Genomic DNA, 21,425 nt, shown 5'->3' with positions numbered 1-21,425 from the left:
AAATTTATACGGTGGCCGCCCCGTTGACCAAGGCGACGAAAATTACAGTGCGGTGGAACACGCTCTTGATGGCGTTAACCCGCATTTCAATAAGTTAGCTAGTGCACGCTCACACGCAGCGCCGCTGCGGTGGCGAATGGCGCCAGCGTTATGCTGCCCGCCAGCATCGCGCCCAGAATCGCCAGGTAACCGTCTATTGGCATGCCCATAGACGCGGCATCAATGGCGGCGGTGGAAAATATCAGCACCGGTATATACAGCGGCAGCACCAACAGGCTAAGTAACACGCCGCCCTTGCGCAGCCCGACGGTCAGCGCCACACCGATAGCGCCGATCAGACTCAGCGTCGGCGTCCCCAACAGCAGCGTAAACGCCACCGCCAACCAGGTATTCATATCCAACGACAGCAGCAGAGCCACCAGCGGCGACAGGATTAACAGGGGTAAGCCTGTTACTACCCAGTGAGCACACACTTTGCCTAACACCGTCATTGGCAGCGGCGTCGGCAGCAACAGCAGTTGCTCCAGTGAGCCATCCAGAAAGTCATCACGGAACAAACGCTCCAGCGACAACAACGCCGCCAGCAGCGCGGCGACCCAGATGATCCCCGGCGAAATGCGCGCCAGTAACTGCGGATCTGGCCCGATCCCCAGCGGAAACAAGGTGATAACGATCAGGAAGAACCACAGCGGATTAACGATTTCCGACCCTTTGCGAAAGGCAATCTTCAGCTCACGGCGCAATATAGTCAAAAACATCAAACACTCTCCACGCGGTTTTCCGTCAGGCTGATTTTCCCCACCGCCTGCGTTACGCCGGCCAAATCCTGATGCGTGGTCAACAATACCATGCCGCCCTGCTGTGCATGTTGCTCAAAAAGGCTAATTAATTCAGCCACGCCCTGCTTGTCGATGGCCGTCAGCGGCTCGTCCAGGATCCACAGTGGGCAATCACTGAGCCACAAACGTGCCAGTGCTACCCGGCGCTGCTGCCCGGCGGAAAGCTGCGCCACCGGCAAATCCTCGTAGCCCACCAGGCCTACCTGCTCCAGCGCCTGCCAAATGGCCTGCCGGTCAGGCGTGGTACGTACCGCCTGGTAAAACTGCAGGTTCTCAAAAGGCGTTAACTGGGTTTTAATTCCCGGCTGATGGCCGAGGAACAGCAGATCCTGATGATAACGTTCGCGATGGCGCAACGTATTTTGCCCGCGCCAGCAGACTTCACCGCCCTCCGGCCGCGCCAGACCGGCCAAAATGCGCAGCAGGCTGGTTTTACCCGCGCCGTTCGGCCCTTCCACCTGAATAATATCGCCCGGTTTCACCGTAAAGCTTAACGCGCTAAACAGGGTGCGTTCATCGCGGACGCAACTCAGATTTTTAGCTTCCAGCATCGGGAGAACTCATATTTTTCTTTGGGATAGCGATCATAGCATAAGCCATGCTGCGGCACGTAGCCCGCCGCGGGTCACTCAGCTACTCCAATAGGGGTAATATTGCGCCCCAGATCAATAATGCGAAGAAAAAACCGACGGCGTTAAACTCTTGTTACTTTTTTCTGCAATTTGCGACATGGCTTTCGCCGTGCCGACACGCCAACTATGCTTAATCCGTGACCCAGACAGCAGTTAAAGGAGAGAGCAGATAATGAGCGACCCACAACAGCGCCCTGATACGGATAGCGATGAACATCTGCAGGTAGAGAGCAAAGAGCATGAACAGGGCAAGAGCGAAATCGAGGTAAAGGAACAGAACCTGCCTTCACGCGCGGCGGCGGTACATGAGCAGATCCGCATGGAGGGAGAGAAAGAGCTGGAGCGCGATTGGCTGGCTTTACTGTGGTCAGCGGTGGCCGCCGGGCTGTCGATGGGTGCTTCACTGATGGCAAAGGGCATTTTTCATGCCCGTTTACCGGACGACCCCAGCCGCTTCTTTATCGAGAATATTGGCTATACCTTTGGCTTTATCATTGTGATTATGGCCCGCCAGCAGCTGTTTACCGAAAATACCGTGACCGCCGTGCTGCCTATCATGCACAAACCGACACCGAGAAATTTCATCATCCTGTTCCGCCTGTGGGGCGTGGTGCTGCTCGGCAACCTGATTGGCACCGGGCTGGTGTCACTGGCGTTTATTCATATGCCTATTTTTGATGAAAACACCCGCAACGCCTTCGTTAGCCTGTCGCAAGAAGTGATGCAAAACTCACCGTCAGAAATGTTCGCCAACGGCATTATTGCCGGTTGGATCATCGCCACCATGGTGTGGATGTTCCCTTCCGCCGGCGCCGCCAAGATTTGGGTGATCGTCCTGATGACCTATCTGGTGGCGATCTGCGATCTGACCCATATCGTGGTCGGATCGGTCGAGATCCTTTATCTGGTGTTTAGCGGTGTGATCCCCTGGCATGAGTTTATCTATCCGTTCGCCATTCCGACGCTGGCCGGCAACATTATTGGCGGTACCTTTATCTTTGCGTTAATCAGCCATGCACAGATCCGCAATGATATGAGCGATAAAAACAAAGCGGCGCGACTGGAGGCAAAAAAACAGACTGCCAAGGTGAGAAAACCGTGATCGCGGTCAGCGCAGCACACGAAATTCAGCGCATATTGGCGAGGGAATGAGCAAACGCACCGCTAAGCGCTTATTCTGCGGGTAAAAAAAGGTATACTGCCCCGGCAGCCTCAGGTTGCCAGCCCGCAGCGTCCCCGTAGTTAAACGGATATAACAAGCCCCTCCTAAGGGCTAGTTACTGGTTCGATTCCAGTCGGGGACACCATAAAGCTGTCTATTTACCACTATCGCCCCCCAAGCTCCCTTGCCTCACAAAACCTTAAAACTTCCCGTGTTATCAGCATGATGCATCACCCTGCCTCACAATCTGGCGCAAGGTCGACTATTAAAGGTATAATCTCACACACGATTTAATTGATTTTAGAAACGAACATGACAAAACTCACATTACAAGAGCAGATGCTTAAAGCCGGATTGGTCAACAGCAAGAAACTGGCGAAAGTACAGAAAACCGCTAAAAAATCGCGAGTTCAGGCTCGTGAGGCCAGAGAGGCGGTGGAAGTCAATAAAAAGGCACAAGTTGAACGTGATAAACAGCTTAGTGAGCAACAAAAGCAAGCGGCCTTGTCTAAAGAGTATAAAGCTCAGGTTAAACAGTTAATTGAAATGAACCGGATCGTTATTTCAAAAGGCAATGTTAGCTATAACTTCACAGACAATAATTTAATTAAAAATATCAGTGTGGATAAAGCGACTCAATCCCAGTTAATCAGTGGTCGTCTCGCCATTGCGCGCCTGGTTGCTGATAATGGCCTTGATAACGATTACGCGATTATCCCCGCAATCGTGGCAAATAAAATTGCGCAGCGTGATGCCGGTAGCATTGTAGTCAGTAATGTGCTGAGTCAGGAGGATCAAGATGATGAAGATCCGTATGCCGATTTTGTCGTGCCTGATGATCTAATGTGGTAAGAAATGCTTAGGGCAACGGACAATAACCTTTGCCCTCACCTAAACCTCAGCGGCCTTAGTCAAAATAATACCAAGCTATAATCCCTGGAAATATTAAATTCAGTGTCAATATACTATCTCAAACGCTGCAACTTCCCCAACCATAAATAAGTTAATTCTCATTTTATATCCATAAATTAAAATGCTAACATTGGTAATATGACGCGAATGGAGTAATAGTATGTTCCCCAACAAAAAATATTCACAACGAGCCAATCCGCTGACCAGTTATCAATTTTCACGCTTGCATACTTTTGAATGCGTCGCCCGTCACCTCTCCTTTTCATTGGCGGCAGAAGAACTGTCAATTACCCCCAGCGCCGTAAGTCACAGAATTAATTTGCTTGAGAAAGAGTTGGGCTTTCTTTTATTTCAGCGTTTTCACCGCAGAATTACGCTAACGCCGGAAGGCGAGCGGATGCAATGGTCGTTAAGCAGCTCCTTCGATGCCCTGACTCAGGAAATTCTTGATATCAGGAACCGTGAATTGACGGGCACCCTGACCATTTACTCCCACCCCTCCATCGTACAGTGTTTGCTGATACCGAGGATCGGTGACTTTATTGCCCAGTATCCCACCATTCATTTAAACATTCTCACCGGGCAGGAAAACATTAACCTGGCCAACAGAGGGGTTGATCTGGCCCTGTATTTTGGCCGGCTGCCGTCGGGCCAGCAGCTGGATGAAGCCTTTATGTCAGAGTCCATGGTCCCGGTCTGTACTGCGCAGTACGCCAAAACGCATAACCTCTACAATGCTCCTGAAAATCTGGCGCACAGCACCCTTTTGCATGACAGATATAATTCCGGCGAAGACGAGTGGCAAACCTGGTCACAACATTTTGATTTGGGCCTGGATACCGACAGCAAAAGCATGGAGTTCGATCGTTCTGACCTGGCGGTGCTGGCGGCGACTCAACACCTTGGCGTTGCCATGGGACGGCTTAATCTGGTGCAAGACTGGATCAAAAGCGGCGAACTGATTATCCCGTTTACGAAGATGACCCTGCCCTGCGAACACTGCTATTTTGTCTCGACCGTATCCGAACGCCAGTGGCCGAAGATCATCGCGTTCAAACAGTGGATGATGAAGATAGAGCCTCTGGCCTGATTGTCAGAGGTTTTAGTTGATAGGTTAAAATGATTACCACTTCTTTGGGGTATAATAGAAATCAAGTGCGCAGCTGTACAACTGCCCGGTCTTTGAATAATAAATATGTTTGCGGCTGTTATCCCATACTACCGTAGCGTTATTAGCAAACTTTATTATCTCCACGGGCGTCTGGTTAGATAACCGACCGCGCTTGGTGTTTTTCACCACGAAAAAATCACCATTATCACTGAGTGTTATCAAGGGATAACCCCAGGCATACTTTGATATTTGCACAGTAATGGTGAATTGACTTTCACAAGTAATTTGATAGGTATTAATATCTACATCCATAGCTTATATTTTAGGTGCAATTCCTCTATTGAGATAAAATAAATAAGAACAGCTCACGACAATCAATCCTAAAACGATCAGCACAGAACCCAATATAAACTCAATCTGCAGCGGCTCCCCCAATATCACCACGCCGGCTAAAATTCCAAAAATGGGCGTCATAAAAGTCAGGATCCCCAACGAGGACGCCTGATAATGACGCAGCAAAGAAAACCAGATCAAATAGCTGATAAAAGAGACCACTACCGTTTGGAATATCAGGCTGCTCCAGGCCACAGCACTCAAAGTGAAATGAACGTTCTCCGTGGCTATCGCCAACAGAGATAGCAGAATGCAGGCACCCGAGAGCTGGAACAACAGGGTCTGTTTTGACGAGCAGTTTGCCAGCCCGGTGGTGCGAATGACGATGGTCGAACCGCCCCAGGACATTCCCGCCAGCAGGCCGTAAATATCACCACGCAGTTGGCTTTCTGCGCCCGAGCTACCACTCATGCCGGAGATGGCCAGCACCACACCGCCGAAGGCGATGGCAATACCGACCCACTGTATCAACGACAGCCGTTCATGCCGAATAACAAAATGCAGCCCGATGGCGGAGAATAAAGGTGCGGTATACAAAAATACCGCCATGTGCGACGCGCTGGTATAGCGCAAACCTTCAGAGACAAAAAAGAACTCCAAAGCGAACAGACCCCCAACGCACAGGCCGGCTAACAGCGTCGGACGATCGGAAACGAACTTTTCACTTCGGTAGCGCGCCAGGAGGTAAACCGCCAGGGCGGCAATGCCCGATCGAATGGCGATTTGCAGTACGGCAGAAATGTCCGGCTCAGCGGCCTTGATCGCCACCTGCTGCAACCCCCAGATGGCGCATATCATCATCATGGCGGCGGCAGCCCTGCTGTCTATGTTGTTTCTGGCACTCATCACACCACCTCAAGCCGCTTAAATAAAAATACACTCTTCCCTCACCGCTAATAAAAAGGTGATGGGTAAATTCGAGGGAAATATTAAAGACTAGTCTTTATAAACCACTATTTCCTGGTACATCTTGATGACTTCACTATCGCTGTCGACTTCACCGGTATATTCTGTTTGTTGCGCCACATGAGTCACCTTCCAGCCCCGCTTAGCCAACTCAGGGATAGTGACGCGCCCAATATCACGACAGTTAAAGATCGTGTCATCACTCAGTCTCAACTTACCAATACTTGCATAATCATAAGCTTGTGATTGACAAACGTGTGACTCTGCCGCCATCAATGGTAATGGCAACAGACCGATAATCAGCATTAAACACTTTTTCATAGCCACCTCCAGGTTCCTTATTAGCCTTATCCATTTTGCAGATATCACCCTATTCAATGACGTTATATCCGCTTATTTAAATATCGTTCTGCGCGATGAAATTACACGGCATCTGCCCTTCACTGACAAGTGAAAAATATAAACCTTCGTGTTAGATGAATTCATCCGAGCATCATCGTCATTGTTGTGTCATTAAGTTAACTCTTTTCCACCGCCTGACTGCATCGCGCCTCTTCCCTGCGGCTGATTACAAATTAACCTAATAATTAGCAGGAAAAGTAACTTTTTGTGACGAGCATTGTGTTACATATGCATTCCGCTTTAACCACGTTAAAAGCAATGAAAACGCTCAGAAAATTTCCTGAGCAAATCACTGATGCCTGAAGGTTCAGTGGGATTGGAACGTACACAGGGATATAAAATGACATACAAATTGCGCGCATTAACTCAGGCAATTGCCCTGGGATTGGTAGTTGGCAGTGCTTCTTTCGCCGCTCAGGCCGAAATCACCCTACTGAAGCAGGATCCACAAGCGGGTGATCCGCTGAGCCGTCTTAACTTTACCGTCGGCGGCAGCATCCGCCCGCAGTTCAACAATATGACCGGCGATGGCGATAAAGGCTCTTATAAACGTAACGGTTTCGACGGTGGCACCCGCTTCCGCTTTGCTGCCGATTACTACCTGTTCGACGACATTAGCTGGATCAGCTACTACGAGCTGGGGGTAAATATCCCTGCGCTGTTCAACTGGGATAACCACTATGCCGACGGTGCCAACAACACCAGCCGTCGCATGCTGTACACCGGTCTGAAAAGCAAAACCTGGGGACAATTGACCTTTGGTCAGCAGAACAGCGTGTACTACGACGTGGTCGGCGCCAAAACCGATATCTGGGATTACGACATGCTGGCCCAGGCACCGGGGAACGGCATCAACGGTGATTACGACGGCTCCTACCGTTCACGCAAAATGCTGAAGTACAAAAACACCTTTGGTGATGCTGACGTTTATGCCTCATACCTGTTCAGCGATAACGAGTACCTGCCGGGTAACGGCCTGCGCTACAAGCGCGAGGGCGGGGGTTCACTGGGTGTGGATTACCACCTGACGCCGGACCTGACCTGGGGCACCGCGTGGAACTATACCCGCGCCGAAATGCGTGATCCCTCCAGCAACAGCACCAAAGATTACGACCAAAACATCCTGGGTACCGCGCTGAGCTGGAAACCGGATAACTGGACGCTGACCTTTGGCGGTGGCTGGTACAACAACTTCCTGACCACCAAAAAAGCCAATGTTAACGACTACTTCGCCGGTGACGCCTGGGGTATTGAGTATCTGGCCGGTTACACCGTGCCGGTAGGGCAATATGCGGTGAAATCCGTGATGCCGTACTTTATGGGCGACCGTCTACAGTACGTAAGTGGCCGCGACTATCAGCGTATTGATAACGGCCTGGGTGTTACCGTGCAGTTTGATTACGGTTTCCGCGTCGATGTGGAACACGTGCTGACTTCAAGCACTGACAACCTCGGTGATATGACGCTGGTGCGTCTGCGTTACGATTTCTAATTGCTTTAGACGCAAAAAAGGCCGCTTAAGCGGCCTTTTTCATTAGTAACATGACATCAGAATCCGCCACGCGCCGAGCGACCCACCGCTTCGCCCAACTGCCACACCGCCATCGCATAATGGGTGCTGTGGTTGTAGCGGGTAATGGTGTAGAAGTTAGGTAAACCGTACCAATACTGGTAACTGGTCCCCATATCCAGGCGCAGCAGGCTGGCTTCCTGATTGTCGCCAAGCGACCCTTGCGGCGTCAGCCCGGCCTCCGACAAACTGGCAACCGAGTAGCGGGTTTTAAAACCATTCTCCAACCCTGGAGCCTGACCGTTGGCCGGCACAGCAACGGGTTCACCCTTGGTCCAGCCGTGTGCTTTAAAGTAGTTGGCGACGCTACCGATGGCATCCACCGGATCCCACAGGTTAACGTGGCCGTCACCGTTGAAATCAACCGCGTAACTCTTGAACGAGGACGGCATAAACTGGCCGTAACCCATAGCTCCGGCGAAGGAACCGCGCAGCTCCAGCGGATCATCCCCTTCGGTGCGCGACATCAGCAAAAAGGTTTCCAACTCGCCGGCAAAGTAATCGGCACGGCGCGGATAGTTGAAGGCCAGGGTAGACAGCGCATCGATAATGCGGGTTTTACCCATCACGCGGCCCCAACGGGTTTCAACGCCGATAATGCCGACAATAATCTCTGGCGGCACGCCGTAAACCTGATAAGCACGCTGCAGCGCGTCCTGATATTGATTCCAGAACTGCACGCCATTTTGCACGTTATCCGGCGTGATGAACTTATTGCGGTACCGCAGCCAGGAACCGTTCGGGCCGGACGGCGCCTGGGTGGTTGGCGTCGGTGCCTGGCGATCCATCAGCCGCAGTACAGAGTCCAGGCGTTTGGCCTGGGCCAGAACGTCATGCAATTGCTGACGATCGAAACCGTGTTCCTGCACCATTTTATCGATAAAGCGGGCAGTGTTCGGGTTGTTGGCGAAATCACCGCCCAGCGGCTGGCCGGAATGCGCGGGCGTCAGCAGAAAACCACCTTTCACGGTGTTGTCCTGAGGCGTGGCTGGGGTCGACTTCGGCCCGCTGCTACAGGCAGTGAGTAAGGTAAGCAGGGGGAGAAGAACAACTAAATGACGCATCGGATATCCATATAAGCCAGGCCAGTGATAAGTGTGGGTTATGTTAATCCATTGTCAGGTGCGAACAAACTGGATTATGTGGCCGATCATGGCGTCTTGGCGCCAAAATCTTATAAAACGTGATAGGAAGCACAGAAACAAAGAATTACTTAGGGTAAGCAACCGCACAAACAGAACCTAAACATTCACTCAATGAGAACAATTATCATATTGACTCAAAATAAAGCGTCACTACACTCCCCCCTCTTTGGCTGACTGCGCTGGCAGTCATCACTGATACAACGGAATGGCACTGTGGATTCTCTAGGACAAATCGCTAAAAACGTCTTTAAACGCCGTATTACCCGCAGGGAATATCTATTCTCCGTGGCTGTGTTCGCCGCAGGTCTGGCACTGCTGTCATACCTGTCACCCTATCTGGATAAAAATCTTTTCCGCGCCTATGCGCACAGCGACATTGCCGAGTTCTTTTCGGTGTTTGTCTATTTGCTGTGCATTATGTTCTGGTCACTGAGTTGGATAAGTTTAACCGTCTGGCTCGTCGCCCGAACGGCCTTTCGTCTTAATGACGTCGGCACGCCCGGCTGGCCGCTGGCGCTGGTGATGTATCTGCTCAGCGTGGTGAATAATTATTATCCCGGCCCAATACAGCGCTGGCTGGTGGTTATCAGCCTGATTGGCGTGGTCTGCGCACTGCTGCTTCCGTCTGAGTGGCGCACGCGCAAAGCGAATTAGTCGCCCGTATCGCTACTGGCTATCTGTGGGGCAAGCGGTCACAATGCCGCATCATTCCCGGCCCAAACAGGAAATACCATGTCTAGCCACTACCCCGCCCACTACGCCTTTGATAACGACAGCGATGCCTGGCAGATTCACTTTCGTGATTTTCCTGAACAGCAGGCCGCCTGCTATAAACGTGAAGACATCGAACTGGAAGCGCAGGAAAGCCTGCTGATTGCCATCGCGCTGGAAATGGAAGAAGGCCGCCCGGTGCTGGCCCCTTCCCGCGCCTTACCGGATGAACTGGCAATCCACCTGCCGGTTCTGGTTAAACTCAAGCTTGAACTGCATAACATTATGCTGGCAGGAACCACCTCGAAAGCCGATCTGGCGCGTAAGCTGGGCTTTAACGCCGGGCAAATGGATCGCCTGCTGGACGTTGCCTACGCCTCCAAGATCGAAGCTCTGGAACAGGCTCTTTACCTGTTGGGGTATGAGGTGCAGACGGAAGTTATAGCTACGCCACCCCAGCAGATTAAATAAAACTAAACTTTTTCTACGGCAGGCCGATGTGGTTGTTATTGGACAATATTCACATCATATAAGGCCGTAAAATGCACTGGAGTCGCCGTGAGATTTGGATAGCCATGATGCTATCCTGTGCGCTGTTTTTGACCATTGTCGCTATCGGTATTGCTACAGCACTTGAGTAAAATCAAGCGGTCTTGTGCATGGTCTGATATGGCTAAAATATTACCTGTTTTTATCGCGGCAGCCTAATCAGGCTGCCGTACATTACGTCAAAAACCTACCTGGCAAACCCACTACAGGTAAAATCCAGCAGGTTCTCTGTATGCCCAGTATTATTTTTTACTCGCCCCGCCTCATCCGCCAATAAAACAAAACCTTGTTGTTTGTTTTCGAATGACACGGGGACGACTGCAACTCCAAATTTTTTCATTTCACTGCCATTTTTAGCCAACTGCCGACCAATTTGCACAAAGGGATAAACCCCCTCCAAATTATCCTGCCTGATACGTTTGCCCAGATAATGCTGCCCAACCAGATTATCTGACAACTCCGTCCAGTCATCGCCAATGCTGGGAAGTTGCCTGTCGATACTGCGCCGGATGTGCGGCTTCAGACATGCAATATGAATATGCAACTGTCCTTGTGTACGACCTCCCTGAGAATTTATCGTCAAGGCAAAAGCATTACGAGGTAACTCTTTACCATAAATCTTGTCCAACACGTGACGATTCTGCCAAGCCAGGGAAAAATAATTCACAGTCACGGGCAATAGCAATTCCGGGCTTTCAACACCTTTCAATTTCAGCGTTGGAACCAGTAAAAAGTGATAACGAGTTTCCGGATCGCGAACTACCGCGTAACCTTTCTTTTTGCCTTCATCCAAATAGACTTTTTCGCAGGGGAAAGCGGATCCAAGTGTTTGATAATTAAAAACACATATATTATTAACCACCCGCCATAACGCACTGCTGGCGAACGAGGGTAAAGCTGAAAACAGCAGTATTAATGCTAAAAAAAATCGTGACTTTGCCAATATCAACACGTTCCATTTCCTATCAGACTGCCTGCCTCAGAATATCACTGAGCCACAGTGAAACTGAATCGGATTATCAGAAATAAAAATCGTTTAAAAACAGTCAGCGCTGGTTAAAAAATCATCAAAAAGTGTGATCAAAAACACAGTATTGTAATCAGGCTGGCATTGGGAGTACATTAACGCCGATCCTGTCGTGGTTCATGTTTTACCTCACGGACTTTGAAGCACGACAACCGGGTAATCTGTGGTCAAGGACGTTGTTCTTCCTCTTGAAGGATCCGCCTCTCCACCGCCGACTACCCACAAAATACTCAGCACAACAATCGGGATCATTGGCTTGCGAGGGACTCCAGACGGGAGTTGTTCAGTGAAATATTTTGTATTTGGCGTTTCATTCATGTTGGTTACATGGATTGGTACCTTTATGCTGATGGTTGCATAACCACGGCATGACCAGGAATATAGATACATAGATAAAGGGGCGCACAAGCGCCCCTTTGTTGTTTCTGAATCTGGGCTATTTGCCCGGCATCATACGGCGCAAGGTGTCATCCTTACGCAGATAATGGTGGTAAAGCGCCGCCAGCGTATGCGCGCCAATGATAAAATAGCCGGTATTGGCCAGGGTCTCGTGGGTACTTTTGATGACCTGACGCAGCAGGGGATCCGGCGTAACAAACTGCGGCACCTGCCAACCCAGTAGCACCCACTCCTTTCCGCCGTAAGCCAGCGTCAACACCCCCAGCACCGGCAAAGTCAGGAACAGCAGATACAGCAGCCAGTGGAAAATTTTGGCGCCCCATTCCTGCCATTCTTCAAGCGGCGGTGTGGTGGCCGGTGTGCCATGTCGCCGACGTAACCCCAACCGGATAAACATCAGCAAAAAGACCGCCAAACCAAAATTAAAATGCAGGTTTTTTACCAGTGATACCAGGTCATCCGGCACCGAATCCTTTAGCAGCATCGCCGCGTAGGTGAGGATCACCATCAGTAGCGTCAGCCAGTGCAGCACAATTTGTGATTTCGCGTAGCGGTTACCCATACACTCATCCTGATAAATAAAGAAAATCTTATTGGATCATAGTGGGTAAATGATGAAGAAAACCTTAGCAGTGAGAAAAAGGCCGGAGCGAATGCGCCGGCCTGAAACAATTATTTGGTGGCGCTTGGTTTAATCAGCCCATCCGCCCGGAACATGGCTTTGATACCACGTACCGCCTGACGGATGCGATCCTGATTTTCTATCAGCGCGAAACGCACATGGGTGTCACCGTAGTCACCAAAGCCGATGCCCGGTGAGACGCAAACCTTGGCCTCTGCCAACAGGCGTTTGGCAAACTCCAGCGAACCGAGATGCGCATAAGGCTCAGGAATTTTGGCCCAGACGTACATTGCAGCCTTCGGATTTTCCACCATCCAGCCCGCTTCATGCAGCCCTTTCACCAGCACATTGCGGCGCTGACGGTACTGTTCCGCGATATCCCGCACACACTGCTGATCGCCTTCCAGCGCAGCAATGGCGGCAACCTGCAGTGGCGTAAAGGTGCCGTAGTCGTGGTAACTCTTGATGCGTGCCAGCGCGTTGACCAACTCCGGGTTACCGACCATAAAGCCGATACGCCAGCCCGCCATATTGTAACTTTTCGACAGGGTGAAAAATTCTACCGCGATGTCCTTGGCGCCAGGCACCTGCATAATCGAGGGCGCTTTCCAGCCGTCATACACAATGTCGGCATAGGCCAGATCGTGAACCACCAGCACGTCGTACTGCTTGGCCAGCGCGACCACCCGTTCAAAGAAGTCCAGTTCCACACACTGGGCGGTCGGGTTCGACGGGAAGCCGAGGATCATCATTTTCGGACGAGGAATGGTTTCACGAATGGCGCGCTCCAGCTCACCAAAGAAATCCACTCCCTCTACCAACGGCACCGAACGCACCTGGGCACCGGCAATCACCGCACCGTAAATGTGGATCGGATAGCTCGGGTTCGGCACCAGTACGGTATCGCCGTGGTCAAGCGTCGCCAGCATCAGGTGTGCCAGCCCTTCTTTTGAACCTATGGTGACAATGGCTTCGCTTTCGGGATCGATCTCCACCTGGTAGCGGTCGGCGTACCAGCGTGAAATAGCACGACGTAAACGCGGTATACCCCGCGAAGTGGAATAACCGTGGGTGTCGTCACGCTGGGCAACGGTGCAGAGTTTTTCCACAATGTGCGGCGGCGTTGGCCCGTCGGGATTACCCATGCTGAAATCGATAATATCCTCGCCGCGACGGCGTGCAGCCATCTTCAGTTCGGCGGTGATGTTGAATACATAAGGGGGAAGACGTTCAATACGCGTGAAACGGCGTTGCGGACTATTATCAGCCATAGATACCTCGAAGAGACGTTAGCGCCCGGACCATCCGAGCGACGCTGGCCAACCTAAAAATTGACCGGATATTGAACATATCCCAGCTTCGGCAGGGTTGTCGATACCCGGCACAACTTTTTTATTTTCCGGCCTTAAACTCCCTGGCCAACAGCCCGAACTGCCAGTCATCACGCCACTGCCCCGCCAGGCGGTAGTTATCGCGCAGCGTACCTTCTAACAAGAAGCCACAAGACTCCAGCAACCGGCGCGAAGCGATATTGCCCACGGTCACGGTGGCAGTCAGCTTATGGAAACCACAGGCGTTAAAACCAAAATCCAGCACCGCCCGCAGTGATTCCTTGCCATAGCCCTTACCTTGCGCGGACGGCAGCAAGGCGTATCCCACTTCCGCCTGTTGGTAAGGCAGCCACATCGGACGAAAACCGGTCATGCCAGCCACTTCTCCGCTTTCTTTCTCTCGCAACACCAGGCACAGCCATTGATCCAAATGCTTGTCCCAGGTTGGTAAACGGGCCTCGAAACGACTGAGGATGTCTTCCTCGCGGTACGGGTCGGAGATGTAACGGATCACATCAGGATCCTGATACAGGCTTAAAAACAGCGGCCAGTCGTCGGCCGTCAGCGACTCCAGGGTCAAACGCTCAGTGACCAACTTCATTGCTTTTATCTCCTAAAAAACAGGGATCTCCGAAAAACGAAAATGAGGAAGTTACGAATGAAAGATATCCCTTTATTTTCCCCTATTAAATCCAGATAATCATTAACGTCAAAACAACAAAACCATAACGCCTTACCCGGTCACCTACAACCGTCCGTCGTTGCCCACCTGCAGCGCGAGGAGAACACCATGGCTTCCTTACAGATTGACGATATTCCAGGCACAATTAAAACCGTCAAACAGCAGCTTCGCCAGGCATTGCCTGATTACCGTGAGACCTTTTTGGCACTGGAAGAAAACATCCGCCAGCAGGTTGAACAAATCCGCCGGGAGCTGGCCGCCGGTCAAAGTCCGGTGCCGCAAGTCGATGCCGAAGATATCCTGCAACGACGCGTCAGCGAGCAGCATAAAGCGCTGATCAAACAGCGTGGTGCCTGTGCCATTCGTGGCGTGTTCCCCCGCGACAAGGCCGCAGCCTGGAATCAGGAAATCGGTGACTATCTCGAGCGCAACAACTTCGTCGAACGCCTGAAAGGGGCTGCCGAAGACAACTACTTTGGCAAACTGGCCGCCAGCAAGCCGCAAATCTACGGTATTTACTGGTCCAAACCGCAGGTGGAAGCCCGTCAGGACGCCCGCATGCACGCGGTGCAGGTGTTCCTCAACAGCCTGTGGGAAACCGAGAGCAACGGCAAACAGCATTTTGACCCAACGCGCGTGACCACCTACGCCGATCGCACCCGCCGCCGCCCACCGAATTCCTCGTCACTCGGCCTGTCGCCGCACGTAGACAGCGGTACCATTGAGCGCTGGCTGGATGAGAACTTCCGCTACGTATACCGCCACGTGTTCTCCGGCAACTGGCAGGATTATGACCCCTTTGCCGCCGACGGGCGCACCGAGGTGCGTGAAATCGCTTCACCGGCGGTGTGTTCAATGTTCCGTACCTTCCAGGGGTGGACGGCACTGACGCCACAGCGTACCCATGCCGGCACGCTGAATCTGGTCCCGATTGCCAACGCCATGGCCTACGTGCTGTTGCGTGCGCTGCAGGATGACGTCGCCGACGACGATCTGTGCGATGCCGCCCCGGGCCGTGCGCTGTCGATCTCCGAAAAATGGCATCCCCTTTTAATCAGTGGGATTTCCCCTATTCCCGATTTAGAGCCGGGCGACACGGTTTTCTGGCATTGCGACGTGATCCACGCGGTGGAAAACGAGCATAACGGCGAGTTCGACAGCAACGTGATGTATATCGCTGCCGCGCCGGGCTGCGAGAAAAACGATGCCTACCTGCAGCGCCAATTGCCCAGCTTTATCGCCGGTAAAACCCCGCCGGATTTCGCCCCCGACGATTTCGAAGTGGATTTCATCGGCCGAGCTACGCTTGAGCTGCTGACACCGATCGGCAAGGAACAGCTGGGCATCAAATAGCGCAGTTCCCCGTGGCGCGCCGCCAGGCCGCCACGGGGTTCATTCGCTGTGATATACTTCTCACTTATTTCCGCCGCAGCGAGAGCCCGTCGTGCACCCTTTTTTTGAAATGCTGTTAGCGGTATTTGATCGCGCCGCGTTGATGTTGATCTGTCTGTTTTTCCTCACCCGCACCCGATTGTTCCGCCAGTTGCTGCAAAAAGAAGACCATACGCCGCTGGAACTGGGCATGGTCACCGCCATCTTCTCGCTGTTTGCGCTGTTCAGCACCTATTCCGGCGTTAACGTTGAAGGCTCGCTGGTCAACGTGCGGGTGATCGCCATCATGGCGGGCGGCATCCTGTTCGGCCCCTGGGTGGGGATCATTACCGGCATCATCGCCGGGGTGCACCGTTACCTGATCGATATCGATGGCATTACCTCGGTTCCCTGCCTGATCACCAGCATCATTGCCGGTATCAGCGCCGGCTATATCAACCTGAAGGTAAAAAAAGAGCAGCGCTGGCGCGCCGGGATCATCGGCGGCATGCTGTGCGAATGCCTGACCATGCTGTTGATTGTGCTGTGGGCCAAGCCGACCGAGCTGGGGCTGGATATCGTCTCCAAAATTGCTTTGCCGATGATCCTCGGTACGGTGTGCATCGGCCTGATCGTGCTGCTGGTGCAGAGCGTGGAAGATGAAAAAGAGGTGATCGCCGCCCGACAGGCCAAGCTGGCACTGGATATTGCCCGCAAAACGCTGCCGTATTTCCGCAATATCAACAGTGAATCGCTGGCCACCATCTGCGACATTATTCGCCAGGACATTCAGGCTGATGCGGTGGCTATCACCGATACCCACCAGGTGTTGGCCTATGTCGGCGTGGGTGAAGAGGCTTACCCGATCGGCCGTGAAGGGCTGAGCCGGGTGACCCGTGAAAGCATCCGGCACGGCAAGATCATCATCAAAAATAATCTGGAAAACCCGGCCACGCCGCAGATCCACTCGCAATTGGTGATCCCGCTGTGGGAAAAAGGCGAAGTGACCGGTGCGCTGAAAATTTACTACTGCCATGCCCACCAGATCACCAATACGCTGAAGGTGATGGCGGTAGGCCTGTCGCAGATTATCTCCACCCAAATGGAAGTTTCACGCATTGAACATCTGCGTCAGATGGCAGACAAAGCAGAAATGCGCGCGCTGCAAAGCAAGATCAACCCGCACTTCCTGTTCAACGCGCTGAATGCCATTTCGTCCTCGATCCGCATCAATCCGGACACCGCGCGCCAACTGATTATCAACCTGTCCCGCTACCTGCGCTATAACCTGGAGCTGAACGACGAGTTGATCGACATTCGCAAGGAATTGCACCAAATTCAGGATTATATTGCCATCGAGCAAGCGCGCTTCGGCGCCAAGCTGACGGTGATTTATGACATCGATGACGATATCTCGGTGCGCATCCCCAGCCTGCTGATCCAGCCACTGGTGGAGAACGCCATCGTGCACGGCATTCAACCCTGCAAAGGCAAGGGGGTGGTGGTGATTGCGGTGAAAGATCAGGGTGACCGGGTCAGGATTTCGGTCAAAGATACCGGCCACGGTATTGACCCGCAGGTCATCGAACGGGTAGCGCGCAACGAGATGCCAGGGCACAACATCGGACTGCTGAACGTGCATCACCGGGTGTCCCTGCTGTACGGTGAAGGGTTGCGCATTCGTCGCCTGGAGCCGGGCACCGAAATTGCCTTTTATATCAGTAAAAATGGCGGCAAACTGCCGGTAGAGAACAACGCACTGCCGGCCGGGGAACCCTCATGAAAGCCATCATCGTTGAAGACGAGTTCCTCGCGCAGGAAGAACTCAGCTATCTGATCAAAAAACACAGCAATATCGTCATCGAAGCCACCTTCGAAGACGGGCTGGACGTGCTGAAATACCTGCAAAACCATCAGGTCGATGCCATTTTCCTCGACATCAATATCCCGTCGCTGGATGGGGTATTACTGGCGCAGAACATCAGCAAATTCGCCCATCGCCCTTCTATTGTGTTCATCACCGCCTATAAAGAGCATGCGGTGGAAGCCTTTGAAATCGAGGCCTTTGACTACATCCTCAAGCCTTATCACGAAGCGCGCATCGTCACCATGCTGCAAAAGCTGGAGGCGCTGCATAACCGCCCCGCCCCCCTGCCGGAACAGACCAGCGCGCCGAACCGCAGCAGCCACAGCATTAACCTGATCAAAGACGAGCGGATTATCGTTACCGACATCAACGATATTTATTATGCCGCTGCCGATGAGAAAGTGACGCGGGTGTATACCCGACGCGAAGAGTTTGTGATGCCGATGAACCTCAGCGAGTTTTACGGTCGTCTGCCTGAAGAGCATTTCTTCCGCTGTCACCGTTCCTATTGCGTCAATCTGTCAAAAATTCGCGAGATCGTCCCCTGGTTCAACAACACCTATATTCTGCGGCTGAGCGATCTGGATTTTGAAGTGCCGGTCAGCCGCAGCAAGGTAAAAGAGTTTCGCAAACTGATGCGTTTGTGATCGTCAGCCGTTACTAGCGCGGCCCCGGGCCGTAGTAATAGCCCGGCGGAGGCGGTGGTGACATACGGTAATGCGGGCGGTCGCGCCATTCGCGTCGTGGCGGGCCGTAATAAATCACCCGTGGTGGCGGACCATAGTAATAACCGCGCGGGCGTTCATAGCCCCGGTGTTCAGACCACCAGCGCGGATCGCGCCAGCGACCGCCGTCCCAATAGTGACCGCGATTATCGCGATCGCCAATGTGCAATGAAAGGCCCGGTACATTGACGCCAATCGATACGTCTGCGTGGCTCACCAACGGCAGCGACAGCAGTGCGGCTAATAACAACAGTATTTTCTTCATCTCAACGACTCCTGCAGAGCGGAACCCGTCCGTTCGCAGATAACATAGATCTGCGCCAGCCGCCGCTCTATAGGAACAATACCCATTTACGCCTTTCACACACATCCTTCACAATTCAACCACAATCACCGCCGGGTGATCGGCGATAAATCGCTAACATTCTTGATATAGATCACGTGGCACCCGCCGCATTTCACGCCCTTTTAAGCGCAAAAACGGCAACTCATGCGCCTTCTGATGCATTTCATTCCTTCCCTTGTGCAACTCATTCCCGATCCGCCGTCCAGTGGTATTACCAGCCTTATAATAAGCCCATACCGCGGGGCCTTAGACGCTATCCGCAAATTTCCGCCAACGGCTAACGCCCGGCAATGCACACACAGGAAGGAGTCCGGCCATGAACACCAAACCGGCAAATCGCAGCTTAATCGTTCTGGGGACCATCATCTGTCAGATGGGTCTCGGTACTATCTATACCTGGAGTCTGTTCAACCAGCCGTTGGTCGACAAGTTCCACTGGGGTCTCGGCGACGTCGCCACCACCTTCTCCATCACCAGCTTCTTCCTGGCTTTCGCCACGCTGTTTGCCGGCAAACTGCAGGAACGCTTCGGTATCCGCAACCTGACGCTGTGCTCCGGTATCCTGGTCGGCCTGGGCCTGATTGCCAGCGCCTACGTCAGCTCACTGAATATGGTCTATCTGCTGGCCGGTGTGGTAGTCGGATTCGCAGTCGGTATTGCTTACATCTCTACCCTGTCTAACCTGATTAAGTGGTTCCCGGCCAACAAAGGGCTGATCTCCGGTATCTCAGTGGGCGCTTTCGGTACCGGTAGCCTGCTGTTTAAATACGTTAATGCCGCACTGATTGCCGACGTCGGCGTGTCCTCCGCCTTCTTCTACTGGGGTGCCATTGTAATGGCGCTGATCGTGCTCGGCTCCCTGCTGCTGAAAGAGCCGGTACTGGTGAGCAACTCTGCACAGCAAGGCACCAGTGGCCTGGGCAATGACTACAGCGTGCGCCAGATGCTGGCCACCAAAGAAGCCTACCTGTTGTTCATTATCTTCTTCGCTGCCTGTATGAGTGGTTTGTATCTGATTGGCATCGTGAAAGACATGGGCGTGCAACTGGCCGGGATGGATTTAGCCACCGCCGCCAACACCGTTTCCGCCGTCGCTATCTTCAACACCGCGGGCCGCATCATTCTGGGTACGCTGTCCGATAAAGTGGGCCGCATGCGCGTCATCAGCTTCACCATGCTGGTTACGGTACTGGCGATTATGGCACTGAGCTTCCTCACCCTGAACCACACGCTGTTCTTCATCTGCGTCGGCGCCGTCGCCTTCTGCTTCGGTGGCAACATCACAGTGTTCCCAGCGATTGTCGGTGACTTCTTCGGCCTGAAGAACCACAGCAAAAACTACGGCATCATCTATCAGGGCTTCGGTCTGGGCGCACTGGCCGGTTCGTTTGTCGCCAAATACTTCGGCGGCTTCCATGCGACCTTCATCGTGATTGGCGTGCTGTCAGTGGCTTCTCTGATAATCACCCTGTTCATCAAGGCACCGAAAGCGGTAGCGCAGGAAGAAGAACACTTCCCACAGGCGGAGCTGGCAAAAGCCTAACTCCTCCAACGATAAAAGGGGCGCAACTTAGCGGTTGCGCCCCTTTTTTTATCACCGCGATTAATTACAGATGCATACCCAGCGTTTGACGCAGATGAGCGCCGGCACCCAGCAAACCCGGTTGCCCGTGGGTGATCATAAATACCGGAATATCGTGTACGTAATCCTTGAAACGCCCTTTATCTTCGAACGCCGCACGGAAGCCAGAGGCTTTAAAGAACTCCATAAAGCGCGGCACTATGCCCCCGGCAATATAAACGCCGCCAAAGGTGCCCAGGCTCAACGCCAGATTGCCACCGAAACGCCCTAAAATGACGCAGAACAGCGACAAGGCACGACGACAATCAATGCAGCTGTCGGCCAGTGCGCGCTCGGTAATGTCCTTCGGCTCCAGCTTTTCAGGCAGACGCTTATCGGATTTGACGATAGCGCGGTAGAGATTGACCAGCCCCGGCCCGGACAGCACACGCTCGGCAGACACATGGCCCACTTCGGCGCGTAACACCTCCAGAATGATATCTTCCTCTTCACTGTTCGGTGCGAAGTCCACATGGCCGCCCTCGCCCGGCAGGCTCACCCAGCGACGGTTAACGTGCACCAGATGCGCCACCCCCAGACCGGTGCCAGCGCCATACACTGCAATCGGCTTGTCTTTCTGCGCACTGCCACCGCCAAACTGCAACACGTCGTCCTGTGACAGCATCGGGATCGCCATCGACACGGCGGTAAAGTCGTTGATCACTTCCAGGTGGCTCAGCCCCAGGCTGGCCTTCATCTCTTTGATCGAGAACGCCCAGGTATGGTTAGTCATCGCCACCCAGTCTTCAGTGACCGGACAGGCAATGGCAATACAGGCGTCCTGCACCTGAATACCCTGCTCGGTTAAATATTGGCGGATCACCGCCTCCAGGCTGTCAAACTCCAGGCCGGAATAGGTTTTCGCCTGGGTAATTTCACCCGTCGCCACAGTGCACAACGCCAGGCGGGCATTAGTGCCGCCTACATCACCTACGAGGGCATAAGTCATCTGTAACTTCTCCGCAAAATGAATAATTGAAAGCTGCCCACACTGTAAAATCCCGCCGCAAAAACAACAATCACCATCCTTCGCGCGGCCATCCATTAGCGATCCAGATCACAAAAAACGTTTCAGCCCGTCCCTTTCAGGGCGATTTGAAAC

22 protein-coding genes and 1 tRNA gene are annotated in these 21,425 nt (G+C 52.8%); 12 read left to right on the top strand and 11 right to left on the bottom strand.

What is annotated here, in order from left to right; all coding sequences use genetic code 11:
* Positions 1-98: 98 nt before the first annotated feature.
* The gene (gene ccmB / locus OC597_RS16955; RefSeq protein ID WP_261258342.1) at positions 99-758 is read right to left on the bottom strand and encodes a heme exporter protein CcmB; all 660 of its coding nucleotides are present in this window, start codon (positions 756-758) and stop codon (positions 99-101) included.
* Positions 758-1,390, bottom strand: coding sequence for a cytochrome c biogenesis heme-transporting ATPase CcmA (ccmA, locus tag OC597_RS16950; RefSeq protein ID WP_261258343.1), 633 nt, complete (start codon positions 1,388-1,390; stop codon positions 758-760). Before ccmA ends, ccmB begins: the two co-directional genes overlap by 1 nt.
* A 253-nt stretch (positions 1,391-1,643) precedes the next feature.
* On the opposite strand from ccmA, the gene OC597_RS16945 reads away from it, so the two are divergent.
* From OC597_RS16945 to dsdC, 4 genes are all read left to right on the top strand, one after another.
* Positions 1,644-2,573 carry a formate/nitrite transporter family protein gene (locus OC597_RS16945; protein WP_262209689.1) on the top strand — a complete coding sequence of 310 codons (930 nt, stop codon included), beginning with the start codon at positions 1,644-1,646 and terminating at the stop codon, positions 2,571-2,573.
* A gap of 130 nt (positions 2,574-2,703) precedes the next feature.
* Positions 2,704-2,778 (top strand) — tRNA-Arg (locus OC597_RS16940).
* A gap of 167 nt (positions 2,779-2,945) precedes the next feature.
* Positions 2,946-3,485 carry a DUF2058 domain-containing protein gene (locus OC597_RS16935; RefSeq protein WP_261425370.1) on the top strand — a complete coding sequence of 180 codons (540 nt, stop codon included), beginning with the start codon at positions 2,946-2,948 and terminating at the stop codon, positions 3,483-3,485.
* 220 nt (positions 3,486-3,705) lie between these two features.
* Positions 3,706-4,635, top strand: coding sequence for a DNA-binding transcriptional regulator DsdC (gene dsdC, locus OC597_RS16930; RefSeq protein WP_261258348.1), 930 nt, complete (start codon positions 3,706-3,708; stop codon positions 4,633-4,635).
* A 336-nt stretch (positions 4,636-4,971) separates the two neighbouring features.
* On the opposite strand, the gene OC597_RS16925 is transcribed toward dsdC, so the two are convergent.
* Together OC597_RS16925 and OC597_RS16920 are read right to left on the bottom strand one after the other, a co-directional pair.
* On the bottom strand, positions 4,972-5,895 hold the full coding sequence (locus tag OC597_RS16925) for a DMT family transporter (protein ID WP_262209686.1): 924 nt from the start codon (positions 5,893-5,895) through the stop codon (positions 4,972-4,974).
* Between the two features lie 90 nt (positions 5,896-5,985).
* Positions 5,986-6,276, bottom strand: a complete 291-nt coding sequence (locus OC597_RS16920; RefSeq protein ID WP_262209684.1) for a hypothetical protein — start codon at positions 6,274-6,276, stop codon at positions 5,986-5,988.
* A 421-nt stretch (positions 6,277-6,697) separates the two neighbouring features.
* Between OC597_RS16920 and OC597_RS16915 the strand changes: the two genes are divergently transcribed.
* Positions 6,698-7,849, top strand: coding sequence for a porin (locus OC597_RS16915; protein WP_261258354.1), 1,152 nt, complete (start codon positions 6,698-6,700; stop codon positions 7,847-7,849).
* Positions 7,850-7,905: 56 nt separating this feature from the next.
* Here OC597_RS16915 and mltB read toward each other — a convergent pair whose 3' ends face one another.
* Positions 7,906-8,991: a lytic murein transglycosylase B gene (gene mltB / locus OC597_RS16910; protein ID WP_261258355.1), complete on the bottom strand. Its 1,086-nt coding sequence runs from the start codon at positions 8,989-8,991 to the stop codon at positions 7,906-7,908.
* 294 nt (positions 8,992-9,285) lie between these two features.
* Between mltB and OC597_RS16905 the strand changes: the two genes are divergently transcribed.
* Both OC597_RS16905 and OC597_RS16900 read left to right on the top strand, forming a co-directional pair.
* Positions 9,286-9,726, top strand: a complete 441-nt coding sequence (locus OC597_RS16905; protein WP_261258357.1) for a DUF805 domain-containing protein — start codon at positions 9,286-9,288, stop codon at positions 9,724-9,726.
* Positions 9,727-9,804: 78 nt separating this feature from the next.
* Positions 9,805-10,254 carry a type II toxin-antitoxin system HicB family antitoxin gene (locus OC597_RS16900; protein WP_262209681.1) on the top strand — a complete coding sequence of 150 codons (450 nt, stop codon included), beginning with the start codon at positions 9,805-9,807 and terminating at the stop codon, positions 10,252-10,254.
* Between the two features lie 265 nt (positions 10,255-10,519).
* On the opposite strand, the gene OC597_RS16895 is transcribed toward OC597_RS16900, so the two are convergent.
* A complete protein-coding gene (locus OC597_RS16895; protein WP_262209679.1) occupies positions 10,520-11,284 on the bottom strand; it encodes a CDP-diacylglycerol diphosphatase in 765 nt (254 codons plus the stop codon).
* Between the two features lie 361 nt (positions 11,285-11,645).
* On the opposite strand from OC597_RS16895, the gene ypdK reads away from it, so the two are divergent.
* Entirely contained in the window at positions 11,646-11,720 is a 75-nt protein-coding gene (gene ypdK, locus OC597_RS16890) for a membrane protein YpdK (protein WP_112349011.1), read from the top strand.
* Between the two features lie 75 nt (positions 11,721-11,795).
* Here ypdK and OC597_RS16885 read toward each other — a convergent pair whose 3' ends face one another.
* The 3 genes from OC597_RS16885 to OC597_RS16875 form a co-directional block, all read right to left on the bottom strand.
* Entirely contained in the window at positions 11,796-12,320 is a 525-nt protein-coding gene (locus OC597_RS16885; RefSeq protein WP_261258361.1) for a cytochrome b, read from the bottom strand.
* A gap of 110 nt (positions 12,321-12,430) precedes the next feature.
* Positions 12,431-13,651, bottom strand: a complete 1,221-nt coding sequence (gene alaC, locus OC597_RS16880; RefSeq protein ID WP_207978900.1) for an alanine transaminase — start codon at positions 13,649-13,651, stop codon at positions 12,431-12,433.
* A 121-nt stretch (positions 13,652-13,772) separates the two neighbouring features.
* The gene (locus tag OC597_RS16875) at positions 13,773-14,312 is read right to left on the bottom strand and encodes a GNAT family N-acetyltransferase (RefSeq protein ID WP_262209676.1); all 540 of its coding nucleotides are present in this window, start codon (positions 14,310-14,312) and stop codon (positions 13,773-13,775) included.
* 189 nt (positions 14,313-14,501) lie between these two features.
* On the opposite strand from OC597_RS16875, the gene OC597_RS16870 reads away from it, so the two are divergent.
* The 3 genes from OC597_RS16870 to OC597_RS16860 all read left to right on the top strand — a co-directional run bounded on the left by OC597_RS16870 (position 14,502) and on the right by OC597_RS16860 (position 18,278).
* Positions 14,502-15,746, top strand: coding sequence for a DUF1479 domain-containing protein (locus OC597_RS16870; RefSeq protein ID WP_262209675.1), 1,245 nt, complete (start codon positions 14,502-14,504; stop codon positions 15,744-15,746).
* Between the two features lie 109 nt (positions 15,747-15,855).
* Complete coding sequence (locus tag OC597_RS16865) at positions 15,856-17,547, top strand: LytS/YhcK type 5TM receptor domain-containing protein (protein WP_314733067.1); 1,692 nt, start codon at positions 15,856-15,858, stop codon at positions 17,545-17,547.
* Positions 17,544-18,278, top strand: coding sequence for a LytR/AlgR family response regulator transcription factor (locus OC597_RS16860; protein WP_262209674.1), 735 nt, complete (start codon positions 17,544-17,546; stop codon positions 18,276-18,278). The genes OC597_RS16865 and OC597_RS16860 overlap by 4 nt, the downstream gene beginning before the upstream one ends.
* A 13-nt stretch (positions 18,279-18,291) precedes the next feature.
* Here OC597_RS16860 and OC597_RS16855 read toward each other — a convergent pair whose 3' ends face one another.
* Positions 18,292-18,621, bottom strand: a complete 330-nt coding sequence (locus OC597_RS16855) for a DUF2502 domain-containing protein (RefSeq protein ID WP_262209673.1) — start codon at positions 18,619-18,621, stop codon at positions 18,292-18,294.
* 397 nt (positions 18,622-19,018) lie between these two features.
* Between OC597_RS16855 and OC597_RS16850 the strand changes: the two genes are divergently transcribed.
* Positions 19,019-20,245, top strand: coding sequence for an L-lactate MFS transporter (locus OC597_RS16850; protein WP_262209671.1), 1,227 nt, complete (start codon positions 19,019-19,021; stop codon positions 20,243-20,245).
* Positions 20,246-20,309: 64 nt separating this feature from the next.
* Here OC597_RS16850 and glk read toward each other — a convergent pair whose 3' ends face one another.
* On the bottom strand, positions 20,310-21,272 hold the full coding sequence (gene glk / locus OC597_RS16845) for a glucokinase (RefSeq protein ID WP_261258376.1): 963 nt from the start codon (positions 21,270-21,272) through the stop codon (positions 20,310-20,312).
* Positions 21,273-21,425: the final 153 nt, after the last annotated feature.

It is taken from the genome of Serratia proteamaculans (assembly GCF_946227095.1).
GTDB lineage: Bacteria > Pseudomonadota > Gammaproteobacteria > Enterobacterales > Enterobacteriaceae > Serratia > Serratia proteamaculans_E.
This window is presented reverse-complemented; position numbering and strand designations above follow the sequence as displayed.

Excerpts from the sequence above, each read along its gene's own strand:
- OC597_RS16875 (WP_262209676.1), bottom strand. The coding sequence starts at position 14,312 with ATGAAGTTGGTCACTGAGCGTTTGACCCTGGAGTCGCTGACGGCCGAC.
- OC597_RS16870 (WP_262209675.1), top strand. The coding sequence starts at position 14,502 with ATGGCTTCCTTACAGATTGACGATATTCCAGGCACAATTAAAACCGTC.
- OC597_RS16855 (WP_262209673.1), bottom strand. The coding sequence starts at position 18,621 with ATGAAGAAAATACTGTTGTTATTAGCCGCACTGCTGTCGCTGCCGTTG.
- OC597_RS16885 (WP_261258361.1), bottom strand. The coding sequence starts at position 12,320 with ATGGGTAACCGCTACGCGAAATCACAAATTGTGCTGCACTGGCTGACG.
- ccmA (WP_261258343.1), bottom strand. The coding sequence starts at position 1,390 with ATGCTGGAAGCTAAAAATCTGAGTTGCGTCCGCGATGAACGCACCCTG.
- mltB (WP_261258355.1), bottom strand. The coding sequence starts at position 8,991 with ATGCGTCATTTAGTTGTTCTTCTCCCCCTGCTTACCTTACTCACTGCC.
- OC597_RS16945 (WP_262209689.1), top strand. The coding sequence starts at position 1,644 with ATGAGCGACCCACAACAGCGCCCTGATACGGATAGCGATGAACATCTG.
- OC597_RS16920 (WP_262209684.1), bottom strand. The coding sequence starts at position 6,276 with ATGAAAAAGTGTTTAATGCTGATTATCGGTCTGTTGCCATTACCATTG.
- OC597_RS16925 (WP_262209686.1), bottom strand. The coding sequence starts at position 5,895 with ATGAGTGCCAGAAACAACATAGACAGCAGGGCTGCCGCCGCCATGATG.
- OC597_RS16850 (WP_262209671.1), top strand. The coding sequence starts at position 19,019 with ATGAACACCAAACCGGCAAATCGCAGCTTAATCGTTCTGGGGACCATC.
- OC597_RS16915 (WP_261258354.1), top strand. The coding sequence starts at position 6,698 with ATGACATACAAATTGCGCGCATTAACTCAGGCAATTGCCCTGGGATTG.
- OC597_RS16860 (WP_262209674.1), top strand. The coding sequence starts at position 17,544 with ATGAAAGCCATCATCGTTGAAGACGAGTTCCTCGCGCAGGAAGAACTC.
- dsdC (WP_261258348.1), top strand. The coding sequence starts at position 3,706 with ATGTTCCCCAACAAAAAATATTCACAACGAGCCAATCCGCTGACCAGT.
- OC597_RS16865 (WP_314733067.1), top strand. The coding sequence starts at position 15,856 with ATGCTGTTAGCGGTATTTGATCGCGCCGCGTTGATGTTGATCTGTCTG.
- alaC (WP_207978900.1), bottom strand. The coding sequence starts at position 13,651 with ATGGCTGATAATAGTCCGCAACGCCGTTTCACGCGTATTGAACGTCTT.
- ccmB (WP_261258342.1), bottom strand. The coding sequence starts at position 758 with ATGTTTTTGACTATATTGCGCCGTGAGCTGAAGATTGCCTTTCGCAAA.
- glk (WP_261258376.1), bottom strand. The coding sequence starts at position 21,272 with ATGACTTATGCCCTCGTAGGTGATGTAGGCGGCACTAATGCCCGCCTG.
- OC597_RS16935 (WP_261425370.1), top strand. The coding sequence starts at position 2,946 with ATGACAAAACTCACATTACAAGAGCAGATGCTTAAAGCCGGATTGGTC.
- OC597_RS16900 (WP_262209681.1), top strand. The coding sequence starts at position 9,805 with ATGTCTAGCCACTACCCCGCCCACTACGCCTTTGATAACGACAGCGAT.